The sequence below is a fragment of the Clostridium sp. C2-6-12 genome (genome assembly GCF_009928485.1).
Lineage (GTDB): Bacteria > Bacillota > Clostridia > Clostridiales > Clostridiaceae > Clostridium.
The window spans coordinates 52,092-65,803 of sequence record NZ_JAABNP010000011.1; the positions used below are offsets into that span (position 1 = coordinate 52,092).

The window sequence follows — 13,712 nt, forward strand, 5'->3', positions numbered from 1 at the left end:
AATAGCAGCGACTTTTTCAGAAGTTAAAGTGCCAGCAGCAACTAAATTATCAAGAGCAGCTTTAGGACCACCTTTACCTTCGGTATTAGAAAGAGCATTAATTATAGCAGTTTCCTCATCAGAAGTAATAGTTCCATCAGAAACTAAAGCGTCAAGTTGAGTTTTGAATCTATCTTCACCTTTATTGCCATCATCATGTCTTTTACCCATAGCATTATCAATAGCAGCGACTTTTTCAGAAGTTAAAGTGCCAGCAGCAACTAAATTATCAAGAGCGGCTTTAGGATCACCTTTACCCTCAGTATTAGAAAGAGCATTAATGATTGCGGTTTCCTCATCAGAAGTAATAGTACCGGCAGAAACTAAAGCATCAAGCTGAGTTTTGAATCTATCTTCACCTTTGTTAGTATCATCAGGTTTTTTGCCCATAGCATTTTCAATAGCGGTTGCTTTATCAGAGGATATAGTGCCGTTTGTTACTAAGTTATCAAGAATATTTTTAAAGCCTCCTTTATGGTCACCATGTGCTTTTCCAAAAGTTTTAGTTCTATTTGTTGATGAATCAGTAGTTGAATTTCCTGTAGCAGCAAATACAGCAGTTGATGATATTATCATACTTGCCATAATAATTCCTGCAAGAATTTTGCTTTTTATACTTTTATTTTTCATATTGAACACTTCCTTTTTTATTTTTTAATAATACAAGTTAATGGCATTTTGTTTTTTTAATTACTAACATTTTTAGAAGTTTGAAAATCATGTTATATGTTTATTTAACTTGTTATATATAATTTAATACATTAACCTGTACAGTTCCTTAACAGAATAAACTTTTTTATAAAAAGTTACAGATGTAATTTAAGGTAAATAATGTTAGTATGTGATTATATGTATAAAATATAATGAAATTTGTATGTGGGGGGATTAACGTGGCAGAAAGCTTAACTAAAAATAGAAAATCAAATGAAGAAATAATTATGATGATACAAAAGGGGTTAGGAAATATAAAGGTAATAAAAATAGAAGAATTAACAGAAGGATTTTTTAACATTGCTTATCTTATAGAATTAGAAAACGAGAGATCGGTTATTTTAAAAATAGCACCACCATCAGAGACAATAATTATGACACATGAAAAGAACATAATGTACAGCGAAGTAACATCTATGAAAATGGTAGAGGAGAAAACTACTTGCCCTGTGGCTAAAATACTTTTTTATGATAATAGTCATACAATTTGTGACGTAGACTATTTTATTATGGAAAAATTAGAGGGAAAAAGTTTTAGTTCAACATTGGACACCTTATCTGAAGAACACAAATATAAAATAAATTACGAAATGGGTATATATAATAAAAAATTAAATTTTATATGTGGTGAAAGGTTTGGATATTTTGGTCAACCTGATAAACAAGGAGAAAATTGGTTTGAAGTTTTTAAAAGTATGATAAGAGATGTTATTTATGACGCAAAAAGACTTTCTGTTGACTTAAAAATTTCAGAAGAACATATTTTAGAACTTTTAGATAGAGATGAAAGTTATTTTGAGGAGATAAAGATTCCTAAATTCGTTCATTGGGATTTATGGGCTGGAAATATTTTTGTTTCAGATGGAAAGATAACAGGACTTATAGACTTTGAAAGATGTTTATGGGCAGATGAGCTTATGGAAGTTGGTTTTAGGACTTATGAATATAATGCCCAATTTTTTCAAGGATATGGTATGGATAATTTTAATAATAATCAACAAATAAGAGCTAAGTGGTATGATGTTTATTTATTTTTGATTTGGAGCATAGAAGGAGCTTATAGGAAATATGAAAACAATGATTTGTACAATTTTGGAACAGATATGCTAAAGAAATGGATTACTGAATTTGAAGAAAGAAGCATACATGAATAGCTCTAACAATATTATTTGAAATAAATAAAGAGCAACATATCATAGGGGAATATGAATGTTGCTCTTTATCTCTATAATTATTTATGGGGTAAATATTTATGAAAAAAAGTTTTATCAATGTTATAAGTATATTATATTTTATTATTGTGTCAGAATAATGACAATTAAAATAAAATATATTATTTTAAGAATATATTTTATTACCTTTAAAATTTCGATATATAAGCTTTACCTTATCTAATATAATGTTTAGCAAATCAAAGAATACACCATCTTTTGTGGCAACAAGTATTATTAAATAAACTAGACAGCATATAACTATATCAATGATACAGGAGAGAATTACATTTGGTATAAATTTATTTATAGTAAATGTTATTGGAATAAATATTAATGAATAATATAGATATTTAATATTTTCAAAAGCAAATAATTTTATATTGAGATTGAGTTCTTTTTTTAACAGCCTATATTCGAGTGCTATAACGACTAGATTTGCTATTAAAGTTGTTCCAATTGCTGTAGTTGGGGTGAAGGTATTGGTAATAACTAAAATTAAGTTTAATATTAAATTTAATACTCCACCAATTAAAACCAACTTTGAATCTTCTTTTTCTTTCCCAAAGATATAAAGTATTTGATCTGCAATAATACGATCGATTCCAACAGTAAGCATATATATTGAAAATACCATGAGTATTGGAGCAGCTGGAAGATAATTATCAGTGCCTCTTCCCATAATGAACATTACTTGATTAGATACACCAAGAAGGCCTATTGATGCTGGGAAAAGTAATAGAAAATATACCTTTATTATTTTGCTCAGGAGATTTAAATAAATTTCCTTTGAATGATTTTCTAAATAATTGGTAAGCCTTGCAATTGAAACTTGAACTATTGTGAACATTAAAATATCTATCATTGACATTACCTTTTGAGCTGTAGTGTAATATCCGGTTTCTATTGAACCTATTAAAGAAGTTATCATCTTTTTATCAAGCCAGGTATATAAAATATATGTATTAGTAAGAATTACAACTGAAAACATTGGTTTTAAATGTTTTTTAAATTCTAAATTTGAAAAATCAAATTGTATTCTTTTCTTAATATATAGAAAACTAGATATATTGTTAATAAAATTTATTCCACAGGTAAGGTAAATATAAAATAAAAAATCTGCTTCTGTTTTTACAAATAAGATGGTTAAAACGTTATAAATTATTTTAACCACCATTGTTTTTATTGTTATAAAATTATAATTTTCTAAAGCTTCATTAATCCATTCAACATTAAAAATATTGAAAATTATATTAAAGCCCATTACCATACAGGTATAAAAATAAGCTTTTTCTTTATCAAAGGAAATCAAGAAAAGAGCATATAAAACTGAAATTATTGTTGTAGTTACAGCTGTAATTACAAATAAACTAGTGATTGTCTGTTTTAGTTTCTTTTCATCATCGCGAACTTTGCTTACCTCTCTTAAACCATACTGGTAAATTCCAAAGCTTGCAAAAATCATAAAAAGTGCCGTGTAGTTTTCACCAACAGATATATATCCATTTAACTGAGGTTTAATGGCATCAAGTACAAAAGGCATAACTATGATGGGTAAAATTATATTAGATATATTTAATACTGTTTTAAAAACAGCGTTTTTTGATATAGATTTAGACATAAACCAATCTCCCTTAGAATAATAAAAATGCAACAAGACATAAAATAATTGTTGTTACTGAAAAAATTGTAACTATTTTAGTTTCGTGAAAGCCGGATAATTCAAAGGCATGATGAATTGGTGCCATTTTGAAAACTCGTCTTCCAAAGAGTTTAAAGGAAGCTACTTGAATTACTACTGATAAGGTTTCGATAACATATATACCTCCAATAATTATAATTATTAGTGGCAGCTTAAGAATCATAGCTACAGTGGCAACAGCTCCGCCAAGGGCTAAAGAGCCTGTATCTCCCATAATAATTTTTGCAGGAAAAGTATTGAAGATTAGAAAAGCTAATAAACAGCCAACTATAATACTGCAAAAAACAGATAAGGAAGAGTGACCTAAAGTATAACTTAGTATTAATAAAAATATCATTACAATTACAGTTACTGTACTACATAATCCATCTAAGCCATCAGTTAAGTTTACAGCATTAGTGGTGCAAAGGTAGTAAAATACTATAAAAGGTATATACATAAGGCTGAGGTCTAGAGAAGTATTGGTAATTGGTATATAAATAGATGAACCAATTGATGGATTCATATATGCATATAAAGTAAAAGGAAATGATGCAATTAATAATAAAAACATTTTTTCCATAGGTTTTAAACCTTCATTTTTTTTATGAAGTTTTTTTAATATATCATCTATTGACCCAATAACTCCAAAGAGTATAAAAGCATATAATGCTATCATTCCCTCACTTTTATAGTCTTTGCATAAAATAATCATCACAACCGCGCTAGATAAAATAAATATAATTCCTCCAAAGGTAGGAGTTCCAGCCTTAATTTGATGACTTTTTGGTCCATCTTCTCTTATGTTTTGACCTAAATTTAAAGATTTTATTATTGGTATAGATAGTTTTCCAATTAAAAATGTAACAAAAAAGCTACTTAGAATTCCTAAAATAATTAATTCCATAATTAATTTCTCCTCAATAAATAAGTAATAAATTAAACTCTTAATAGTAATAAAAAAATTGCACTTAAATTTAAGCAGGCACTAGCAAAGTATAGTAAGTAAACTACCTGCTTTTGAGTAAAGCCCTTTGAGAGCAGCCGAAAGTGTAATTGGCTAGCATCTCCAATGTAAATAGGTCTGCCTTCAGATAGTCTTTTTAACATTACAAATATGTTATCGAAGATAGGAAGACCAAGTATTAAAATTGGAATAAAAATTGATATGACAGTAACTTGTTTAAAAGCTCCATCTAAGGATATAATACCTAAAATAAAGCCTAAAAAAGTTGCGCCAGCATCTCCCATTAAGATTTTTGATGGGAACTTATTGTATTTTAGATATCCTAAGCATATTCCAATTAGGATTATAGCCATTAGTGCAGATGACATATCGTCTTTAAACAGGGCAACTATAAATAATGTACAGGAGGATATACCAGTTATGCCACCAGCTAATCCATCAAGACCATCTGTAAAATTTATTACTGTAGTAACTCCAAATAACCATAAGATAGTTAGAAGAAATTGCAGCCAGGTTGGAAGCAAAACATAGGAACCATCAAAGGGATTTGTAAAGCCTACAAATTTAATGTTTGCACTATATACTAATATACAAGCAAACAATTGAAAAAACATTTTAGGAAGTGCTTTCATATCTCTACCTTTGATTTTAAAGGTATCATCAATCATTCCTATAAGGAAAACTAAAAAAGAACTGACTAAAATAATTAAATTTTTAGTGTCATAAGTTTGACTAATGATAAAATAAGTAACCCAAAACGAAAAGAATAAACCTATTCCAGCTAAGTAAGGCTTAGCCTCTTTATGTATTTTTCTTTCATTATCTAATTGTGGCTTTTCAAGATAATTAATTTTATAGGCTAAATGCATAAGCTTTGGAGTTAAAAATAACATCATTAAAAATGAAAATGTAAAAGCGCGTAAAAAACTCATATAGTCCTCCTTGTTTGTAGTGAATCCCCTAATGTATTTTGAACTTTGCAATATTATGGTAATATAGTAGTTGAATTGTTTCAATTCATATATACAAATGTCTAAGATACTTGAAAAGTATATAATATAAAGTTGAATATAATTCAACTTACTTGATTATCATTAGATGATAACAATATGGAGTGGTGAATTTGAATAAAGATTTAAATGAATTTAGAGAAATAGATAAAAAGCTTAAAAACAAATTGAATTATCTTAAGAACAATCCTCACCTTATGTCAAATAACATAAATGCGATAAAAGCTGTGAAAAATAATATATATGAAAAAACTTCTAAAGTTTTTGTATATAATCTAAAGAAGTTAATTCAATTAGAATCAACGCAAAAAAACTTAGCAAATAAGATTGGAATATCTGAAGATTTGCTTTCTAAGTACAAATCTGGAGATGCGTTCCCTTCAATTGAAACTTTGCTATATATATGTGAAGTTTATAATATGGGAATTCAAAAGTTGATTTCCATACCATTAACTGCAGCAGATATTGAAAATTTAGAAAATAATAATGAAATTGAAATTAATATATTTGAAGAGAAGTATTATGTCTATTTTTTAGTGACTAACATAGCTAAAGAAGGATCTATTCATGAAGGTATTATGGAGATTAAAAATAACAATGTAAACTTCAAAATTTGTTCTCATGATAAAATAATAAAGAGTTTTACAGGGGATTATTCTATTTCTGATAAAATAATATTTTTTGATTTAAAAAGTCCAAGTGATGGAATTACTTATATAAATATGATTAAACCTAATGTAAATAAAAATAAGTATGTTGGAGGCTTGGCTATGATGATGCTGCCTTCAGATGCAAATAGTAAGCCATGTGTTCAAAAAATTTTGATTAGCAAAATTAAGCTGGATAGAGATGAATATTACAGTAAACTAAAGGAAGTCTTGAGTTTTTCAGTAGAAGGAATAAATTTTGGGCATGTTAAAGTATCCCAATGGGAAGATGAAGAAGCTTATAACTTTATATTAAAACATCTTTGAAAAAACATTGATTAAAGTTTATCACATACTGGTATTAGTTAACAGTTAAGCTAAAAAAGCCTTAAGGCTTCTTAATAAATCTAATAATATTTCCAGGGTAATATTGCATTAGATTTTTGATTTATGAATGACAGGCATTAACTTTATAAAAAGATTAGAAGTTCATATGAAATCGATGTGATATTTCACAAAAATATAAAACTAAATACCTTTTACTTTTAGGAAGAGGTATAATATACTTGATATTATTAGTAAATAATTTAAAATATTAATATAAAGCAGAAGTTAAAGAGAGGTATAAAAATATGGAAGTTATTTTAGAACAATTTATCCCATCAGACAAACCGAAGAGGATTAGTAATACACTTAAAAATGTAGCAATTATATTCGGAATACTTGCTATAATGACTATCTTTAACATTCCAGTAATTGGAATAGTACTTGCAGTGGTAGCAGTAATTCTTTTTTTAGGAAGTTATATGATGTATGTTGATTTTGAATATGAATTGTATAATGGCGATATTACTGTAACAAAGGTTTATAATGCTAGTAGAAGAAAAATTGCTGAAAAGATTAATAAAGACAATGTTAAAAGAGTATATCTTACTCAAAGAAATAATGAGTTAAAAAATGGTGCAACAGCATACTTTAACACTAATATAAAAGGATTAAACATATATACCTTTGAATTAAATAATAATAAAGTACTTCAATTAGCTTTAAATGAAGAAATGGAAAAGATAGTTAAGATAATCTATGTTCAAAAGATGACACGTTAATAGAAAAAGCATATATTAGAAACAAGGTGTAATAATCTAGTTATAATTCATAACTATGAAAATTACACTTTATTTTTTTATCTATTTTGTTATATATAAAAATAAAAAAATATGGAACTGATACCTTAAATGAAAGAAAAGTAATTGCCATAATCTAAGAAAATAACAAATCAAGTAAAAATGAATGGTGTGAAGTAAGTAAAGCCAACGAAATAAATAAATTTGTTTAAAAATATAATAAAAAATAAAAATATTTAAAAACATAAAAAAATAATCTTGACAGATATAATATGGAACTGGTATCATATAAACATGAAAACGGTTTAGAGTTTTTTGATGAAAAACTAGGAGGTAAATTATGAAAGAACAAATAGTAGCAAGAGCAATTCTTGAGCACATTGGAGGCAAAGACAATATAAAATCAATGGAACATTGTGCAACTAGGTTAAGACTTATTTTAAAAGATAAAGAAAAAATAGATGAAAAGGCCATTGAAGCAATAGACGGAGTAAAAGGGCAATTTTTTGCAGCGGCTCAATATCAAATAATTCTTGGGACAGGTTTTGTAAATAAAGTTTATGATGCAATCCTAAAAGAAAATGCAGACTTGAATACAGGTAATAACAAAGAAGAAGCTTATAGTCAAATGACAATGCTTCAAAAGATTTCAAGAACTTTTGGTGATGTTTTTGTTCCTATAATTCCAGTGCTTGTTGCAACAGGATTATTCATGGGACTAAGAGGACTCTTACAAAACTTAGGAATACAAATGAGTGACAATTTCGTTTTATTCAGTCAAGTATTAACAGATACTGCTTTCGCATTCTTACCAGCTTTAGTTGCATGGTCAACAATGAAAAAGTTTGGTGGAACACCAGTTATAGGTATAGTAATAGGTTTAATGCTTGTATCACCAAGCTTACCAAATGCTTATGCAGTAGCAGGAGGAACAGCTCAACCAATATATCTTTCGTTACTAGGATTAACTATTCCAGTTGTAGGATATCAAGGATCTGTATTACCAGCATTAGTTCTTGGAATTATTGCAGCTAAAATTCAAAAATCACTTAAAAAAGTGGTTCCAGATGTATTAGATTTAATAGTTACACCATTTATTACTTTATTGATTTCAATGATATTAGGATTACTAATAGTTGGACCAATTATGCACAATGCAGAACAAATAATCTTTGGTACAATTAAAGCATTTATGAGCCTTCCATTTGGATTAGGTGGATTAGTAATTGGAGGAGTTCATCAACTTATAGTTGTTACTGGAGTTCATCACGCATTAAATGCTTTGGAAGTTGAACTACTTGCAAGTACAGGAAAAGATGCATTTAATGCAATGATAACTTGTGGCATCGTAGCTCAAGGTGCAGCAGCTTTAGCAGTAGCATTTAAGACAAAAGATAAAAAGAAGCGTTCATTATATATTTCATCAGCTGTTCCAGCATTTTTAGGAATTACTGAGCCAGCAATCTTTGGTGTTAACTTAAGATTCATAAAACCATTTGCATTTGGTTGCGTTGGTGGGGCTGCTGGAGGTATGATAGCAGCAATACTTAAATTAGCAGGTACAGGAATGGGAATTACAGCACTTCCAGGTATGTTACTATATTCAAACAGTACAAGTAATTTAATTAGTTATATTATAGTAAATGTAGTAGCAATGGTAGTAGCATTTTGTTTAACATACTTCTTCTTCAAGGTAGAAGAATAAAATTATACGTTATGGTATGAAAGTCATTATAGGGTATATATAGGTAGATTTAGCTGAGATATGCTAAGTCTATCTCACTATTTATGCATTTAAAATTAAGAGTTAAGAGTTGAAGATGAAAAGCCCAAGGCTTTTAAGAAATTTAAATAAATTGTAGCTGAAAAAATCATATTAGCCAATAAGTTATTTTTAATAATACCCAATAATGATATATAATAATATTAATTAAAGCTTATGATGGAGGAAAGTATGGATAGAAAAGTTACAATTCAAGACATTGCAAATATGGTCAATGTATCAAAGAGCAGCGTTTCTAGATATTTAAATAATGGGTATGTAAGTGAAGAAAATGCAAAAAAAATAAAAGAAGCCATTGAAAAGACTGGGTTCCAAACTAACTTTTTTGCAAAGAGATTAAAAACTAAAAGAACTGGATTAATTGGAATTGTAATTCCAAGAATAGATTCTGTTACAGTAGGTAAATTTCTAAATGGACTTAATAAAAAATTAGAAGAAAATAATTATCAAGGTATTATCTTAATAAGTGAATTAAATATTGAAAAGGAGCTCGCTAACATTAATAGCCTCCACCAACAAGGTGTTGATGGAATAGTTATTAATTCTATGGCTATCACTAAAAAACATATCGAATTAATAAGTAAACTTAGTATTCCAACTATTTTTACAGGTCAAAAAAATGAATTCACTAATTATATAAAGATAGATGATTATGAAGCTGGCAATATAATGGGCAATTATATTAAGTCTATGGGCCACACAAATATTGCTTATTTGGGTGTAAACGAATGGGATAAAGCAGTAGGTGTTGACAGAAAAAATGGATTTATTGATGCTGTAAAAGAAAATAATCCAAAGTGTGATGTTAAATTTATAGAAACAGACTTTTCATTCATTAATGCATATAACAAAGCAGATGAAGTGTTAAAATATAAGCCAACAGCTATAATATGCGCTACAGATAATATATGTCTAGGAATACTTAGATATTTACATGAAAATAACATTAAGGTACCAGAAGAGGTATCCGTAGCAGGGTTTGGCGGCTATGACATAGGGACTGTTTCTTATCCAACACTTACAACAGTAGCTTTTGATTACGAATTAATTGGAATGAACACTGCTCAAGGAATTTTAGATTTAATTGAAGGAAAAGAATTACAGGAAAATAGTGAAACACTTCTAAGGCTTGTAGAAAGAGAAAGTGTTAAATCTATTAAATAAAATAGTTTTTTAGTGTTTTCTTAGTTCAATTAAATCGTATTTTCTAAAAAATAGTCAAAATCATTTGGCACTTGAAATAGAAAATTAATTAATAGGAGAAGAGGACACTGATGCAAAATGAAAAATCCTACGAAAAAATAGAAAAAGATTTAAATACGTATTATAGTAGTAATAGCAGCAATAATAGATGGAGAAATAATTTTCATATTGAAATGCCATTTGGTTTAGTTAATGATCCAAATGGTCTAAGCTATTTTAATAATAAATTTCATATATTCTATCAATGGAATCCATTTGGATGTGAGCATAAAACAAAACATTGGGGATTAATTACAACAACTGATTTTGTGAATTTTACTAAACCTGAAATAATCTTAAAGCCAGAAGATTGGTTTGATAAAAATGGCTGTTATTCTGGATGTGGATTAGTTAAAGATGATGAATTGAAATTATTTTACACAGGAAATGTAAGAGATGCTGAAGGAGAAAGAGAATCTTATCAATGTGTGGCAACATACTATAAAGATGGAACTCTTGAAAAGCATGGGGCAGTTATTGAAAATCAGCCAGAAGGTTATACAGCTCACTTTAGAGATCCCTTTATTTTTAAGGAAAATGATACTTATTATATGATTTTAGGCGTTCAAAATAATGATTTAAAGGGAAAGGCTTTGATTTATAAATCAGAGGATGTCATGAAGTGGGAGTTGCTTGGGGAATTAAAGACTGATCTTCCTGACTTCGGCTATATGTGGGAATGTCCTAATATGGTAAAATTGGACGACGATAAATATGCATTTATTTTCTCACCTCAAGGGTTAGAAAGCATGGAATTTAAATATCAAAATATATATCAATCAGGATATGTCATTGGAGAGTTAGATTTAAAGGAACTTGAACTTAGAGAACACAGCCAATTTAAAGAAATAGATATGGGCTTTGACTTTTATGCACCTCAGGTATTTAACCATGATAATCAAAATATAATGTTTGGATGGATTGGTATGCCAGATAAGGATTTTGAATATCCTACTTGTGATGATGGCTGGATGTATTCCTTAACTATTCCTAGAGTTTTAGAGTATAAAAATGATGTATTATATCAAAAGCCATTTGAAAAAGTAAAGAATTTAAGGCAAGCTGAAGTTATTAATGTTAAAGATTTTATTTGTGAAGAGTATTCATTAGGATTAGAACCCAGATGTGCTGAAATAAAATTAAATTTAAATATTGCTGAAGCTAATATTACAGAAGTTAAATTTAAATTTAAAGATGAATACATATTATTAGGTTATGACAAGAAAACCAAAGTATGTACTATAGATAGAAATAATATGTGTTTAGGTGGAAAAGGAATAAGAAAATTTATCCTTGAAGCAGAGGAAGAATTAAAGTTAAATATTTTCATAGATAATTCTGTTATAGAAATATACTATCAAGATGGATTAGAAGTAACAACGTTAATGTACTTTCCTAAGAATGATGAATTAGAAATTGAAATTAAAAGTGATGATAAAACTCAAATTAATGAGTTGATTGTATGGAAATTAAGGAGTGTGAAATATGAGTAATAATATTTTCTGTATTGGAGAACTTTTAATAGACATGGTTTGTGTTGATAATAAAGGTTTAAAAAATGGGGAAAAATTTGAAAAGAAAGCAGGAGGAGCTCCTGCAAATGTAGCAGCTAGCATATCGAAGTTAGAAGGAAATGCTTACTTTTTAGGTCAAGTAGGTGCTGATTTTTTTGGTAAATTTCTAATTGAGTTATTAGATAATTTAGATATAAATACTGAAATGGCAATTTCTAAAGGTAGCACGACAATGGCACTTGTTGGCATTGATGAAAATGGAGAACGTAATTTTGATTTCTTAAGAGGAAGTGATGGAGAATACTCTTTTGAAAATATTGATTTATCAAAGATAGATAAATCTGATATAATCCATTTTGGATCAGCAACAGGATTTTTAGAGGGTGAATTAAAGAAAACTTATTTCAAATTATTAGAACATGCAAAGGCTAATGATATATATATATCTTTTGATCCTAATTATCGTGATGCTTTAATCACTCCTGACAAATTGAAGAGATTTGTAGAAGACAGCATAACTTTTATAAAGGAAAGTGATTTCATAAAGCTTAGTGATGAAGAATTATTTCTTCTAACAAACGAAAAAGATACTACAACAGGAGTAAATAAATTGCATGAATTAGGTGCCAAGGTAATTACTGTTACTTTGGGTTCTAAAGGTACTTACTTGAGTGTAAATGGGCAAAATGAAATAATTCCATCTATTACAATAAAGCAAGTTGATTCGACAGGGGCTGGAGATGCTTTTGTTGGAGCTGTATTAAAACAAGTTTCTGATATTGATGATAAGCAAAATATAAGTTTTGAAAAATGGAAAGATATAATTGGATTTGCTAATAAGGTAGGTGCAATTACATGCACTAATTATGGTGCTATATCATCAATGCCTACATTGAGTGATTTGAACTCTTTAAATATGTAATACTGTAATTTAGTTCATTAAAAAATAAGCTAAAATAGTGAAACAAAGAATTTATTACAAATAATTAAATAGATTAAATATAAAACTTAAATATAAGGTGTATTCCTAGAAGATTAGGAATACGCCTTATATTTTTAGGTGTTTTTTAATCATTTTGAGACTATTAATGATACTAATCAATAATGGCCTATTGTTTTATGATTGAAGTGTATGTTACAGTGTTTTAAAAGTAAAAGATATATAGGATTAATTAATAAATTGTTTTATAGGAGTATAAATTATATGTGTGACTTTATGAAATTAGCAAAGGAAGAAGCTAAATTAGCGATGGATAAAGGAGAAATTCCTGTTGGAGCAGTAATTATAAAGGATGGAATTATAATAGGAAGGGCTCACAATTTAAAAGAAACTTTAAATGATAGTACAGCTCATGCTGAAATTCTTGCAATTAAAGAAGCGTCAAAGAATACTAGCAACTGGAGATTAAATGGTGCTGAAATGTATGTGACTTTAGAGCCATGTCCAATGTGTGCCAGTGCAATTTCTCAAAGCAGAATATCTAAGCTTTATATAGGAACCTTTAATAAAGATATGGGGGCTTGTGGTTCTGTAATAAACCTTTTAGATAGTAGAGGGTTGAATCAATTTGTAGAGGTTAAATGGGTCTATGATGAGGATTGCTCAAGATTATTAACAGAGTTTTTTGATGGTAGAAGAAAAAAGCATATATAAGTATAAAATTTTATATATGTAGACATAGAAATTACATTTTATAAATTCGAGAAAAAACTTCCACATATTAAAGTGGAAAAAGTGGTGATTGAGGTTAAAATTACTGGATGTTATTATATGCATATAAAG

The 13,712-nt window shown here is 28.3% G+C and carries 11 protein-coding genes and 1 pseudogene; 8 read left to right on the forward strand and 4 right to left on the reverse strand.

Features of this window, described 5'->3' with window-relative positions:
* Positions 1-624: pseudogene (locus GXK56_RS10930) on the reverse strand (hypothetical protein); the annotation flags it as partial.
* A gap of 305 nt (positions 625-929) precedes the next feature.
* Between GXK56_RS10930 and GXK56_RS10935 the strand changes: the two are divergent.
* The gene (locus GXK56_RS10935; protein ID WP_243156082.1) at positions 930-1,904 is read left to right on the forward strand and encodes a phosphotransferase; all 975 of its coding nucleotides are present in this window, start codon (positions 930-932) and stop codon (positions 1,902-1,904) included.
* A gap of 184 nt (positions 1,905-2,088) precedes the next feature.
* Here GXK56_RS10935 and GXK56_RS10940 read toward each other — a convergent pair whose 3' ends face one another.
* From GXK56_RS10940 to GXK56_RS10950, 3 genes are read right to left on the reverse strand one after another with little or no spacing between them, the layout of a single operon-like run.
* Positions 2,089-3,582 carry an oligosaccharide flippase family protein gene (locus GXK56_RS10940; protein ID WP_160687502.1) on the reverse strand — a complete coding sequence of 498 codons (1,494 nt, stop codon included), beginning with the start codon at positions 3,580-3,582 and terminating at the stop codon, positions 2,089-2,091.
* Positions 3,583-3,595: 13 nt separating this feature from the next.
* A complete protein-coding gene (gene mraY / locus GXK56_RS10945) occupies positions 3,596-4,549 on the reverse strand; it encodes a phospho-N-acetylmuramoyl-pentapeptide-transferase (RefSeq protein WP_160687503.1) in 954 nt (317 codons plus the stop codon).
* A 32-nt stretch (positions 4,550-4,581) separates the two neighbouring features.
* Positions 4,582-5,541 carry an MraY family glycosyltransferase gene (locus GXK56_RS10950; RefSeq protein ID WP_160687504.1) on the reverse strand — a complete coding sequence of 320 codons (960 nt, stop codon included), beginning with the start codon at positions 5,539-5,541 and terminating at the stop codon, positions 4,582-4,584.
* 191 nt (positions 5,542-5,732) lie between these two features.
* Here GXK56_RS10950 and GXK56_RS10955 point away from each other — a divergent pair, with 191 nt between their 5' ends.
* The 7 genes from GXK56_RS10955 to GXK56_RS10985 all read left to right on the forward strand — a co-directional run bounded on the left by GXK56_RS10955 (position 5,733) and on the right by GXK56_RS10985 (position 13,583).
* Positions 5,733-6,593, forward strand: coding sequence for a helix-turn-helix transcriptional regulator (locus GXK56_RS10955; protein ID WP_160687505.1), 861 nt, complete (start codon positions 5,733-5,735; stop codon positions 6,591-6,593).
* Between the two features lie 305 nt (positions 6,594-6,898).
* Positions 6,899-7,372 carry an EI24 domain-containing protein gene (locus GXK56_RS10960; protein WP_160687506.1) on the forward strand — a complete coding sequence of 158 codons (474 nt, stop codon included), beginning with the start codon at positions 6,899-6,901 and terminating at the stop codon, positions 7,370-7,372.
* A gap of 358 nt (positions 7,373-7,730) precedes the next feature.
* Positions 7,731-9,095, forward strand: coding sequence for a sucrose-specific PTS transporter subunit IIBC (locus GXK56_RS10965; RefSeq protein ID WP_160687507.1), 1,365 nt, complete (start codon positions 7,731-7,733; stop codon positions 9,093-9,095).
* Positions 9,096-9,344: 249 nt separating this feature from the next.
* Positions 9,345-10,337: a LacI family DNA-binding transcriptional regulator gene (locus tag GXK56_RS10970; RefSeq protein WP_160687508.1), complete on the forward strand. Its 993-nt coding sequence runs from the start codon at positions 9,345-9,347 to the stop codon at positions 10,335-10,337.
* Between the two features lie 110 nt (positions 10,338-10,447).
* Positions 10,448-11,908: a sucrose-6-phosphate hydrolase gene (locus GXK56_RS10975; protein WP_160687509.1), complete on the forward strand. Its 1,461-nt coding sequence runs from the start codon at positions 10,448-10,450 to the stop codon at positions 11,906-11,908.
* On the forward strand, positions 11,901-12,851 hold the full coding sequence (locus GXK56_RS10980) for a carbohydrate kinase (protein WP_160687510.1): 951 nt from the start codon (positions 11,901-11,903) through the stop codon (positions 12,849-12,851). The genes GXK56_RS10975 and GXK56_RS10980 overlap by 8 nt, the downstream gene beginning before the upstream one ends.
* Positions 12,852-13,133: 282 nt before the next feature.
* On the forward strand, positions 13,134-13,583 hold the full coding sequence (locus tag GXK56_RS10985; protein WP_160687511.1) for a nucleoside deaminase: 450 nt from the start codon (positions 13,134-13,136) through the stop codon (positions 13,581-13,583).
* Positions 13,584-13,712 lie beyond the last annotated feature (129 nt).

What these genes read in the sequence shown, in the direction of transcription:
- GXK56_RS10985 (WP_160687511.1), top strand. Translation starts at nt 13,134, where the DNA reads ATGTGTGACTTTATGAAATTAGCAAAGGAAGAAGCTAAATTAGCGATG.
- mraY (WP_160687503.1), bottom strand. Translation starts at nt 4,549, where the DNA reads ATGGAATTAATTATTTTAGGAATTCTAAGTAGCTTTTTTGTTACATTT.
- GXK56_RS10950 (WP_160687504.1), bottom strand. Translation starts at nt 5,541, where the DNA reads ATGAGTTTTTTACGCGCTTTTACATTTTCATTTTTAATGATGTTATTT.
- GXK56_RS10980 (WP_160687510.1), top strand. Translation starts at nt 11,901, where the DNA reads ATGAGTAATAATATTTTCTGTATTGGAGAACTTTTAATAGACATGGTT.
- GXK56_RS10965 (WP_160687507.1), top strand. Translation starts at nt 7,731, where the DNA reads ATGAAAGAACAAATAGTAGCAAGAGCAATTCTTGAGCACATTGGAGGC.
- GXK56_RS10970 (WP_160687508.1), top strand. Translation starts at nt 9,345, where the DNA reads ATGGATAGAAAAGTTACAATTCAAGACATTGCAAATATGGTCAATGTA.
- GXK56_RS10960 (WP_160687506.1), top strand. Translation starts at nt 6,899, where the DNA reads ATGGAAGTTATTTTAGAACAATTTATCCCATCAGACAAACCGAAGAGG.
- GXK56_RS10975 (WP_160687509.1), top strand. Translation starts at nt 10,448, where the DNA reads ATGCAAAATGAAAAATCCTACGAAAAAATAGAAAAAGATTTAAATACG.
- GXK56_RS10940 (WP_160687502.1), bottom strand. Translation starts at nt 3,582, where the DNA reads ATGTCTAAATCTATATCAAAAAACGCTGTTTTTAAAACAGTATTAAAT.